This window comes from Alcanivorax sp. HI0083 (assembly GCF_001635175.1).
Map to the genome: position 1 here is coordinate 1 of NZ_LWFX01000435.1, position 692 is coordinate 692.

General features: G+C 55.3%; 1 protein-coding gene. It reads left to right on the plus strand.

What is annotated here, in order from left to right; translation table 11 throughout:
* Positions 1 to 692 (plus strand): translation initiation factor IF-2 N-terminal domain-containing protein (locus A3754_RS04485; RefSeq protein ID WP_156496784.1); only part of this gene is annotated, 692 nt, incomplete at both ends.

The window sequence follows — 692 nt, forward strand, 5'->3', positions numbered from 1 at the left end:
AAGAAAATCTACGAAGTCGAAGTTCCAGATACTATTACTGTGACCGACCTGGCCCAGCGTATGAACGTCAAGGCCAAGTCGTTGATCAAGTCCCTGATGAAGATGGGCGAGATGGTCACTGTCAATCAGCCGATCGATCAGGAAACCGCCTTCCTGTTGGTGGAAGAGATGGGGCACAAGCCCATTGCCAGCAAAGGGCAGGAAGAGCTGCTTGAAGATCATCTGGCCGCGGATCTGGTTACCCGTGAAGGCGTGGATTCCGAGCACCGTGCGCCTGTTGTTACCATTATGGGCCACGTGGACCACGGTAAGACTTCCCTGCTGGACTATATCCGTAAAGCCAAGGTGGCAAGCGGTGAAGCCGGCGGTATTACCCAGCACATTGGTGCGTACCACGTTGAGCACGAGAAGGGCATGATTACCTTCCTCGATACTCCTGGCCACGCGGCCTTTACCGCCATGCGTGCCCGTGGTGCCAAAGCCACGGATATCGTGGTGATTGTGGTGGCGGCCGATGACGGCCTGATGCCGCAAACCGAAGAAGCGATCAATCACGCGAAAGCATCCGGTGCGCCGATCATTATTGCGGTCAACAAGATCGATAAAGAGCAGGCGGATCCTGATCGCGTGCGTAACGAGATGGCGACCAAGGATGTGATTCCGGAAGAGTGGGGTGGCGAATACCAGTTCAT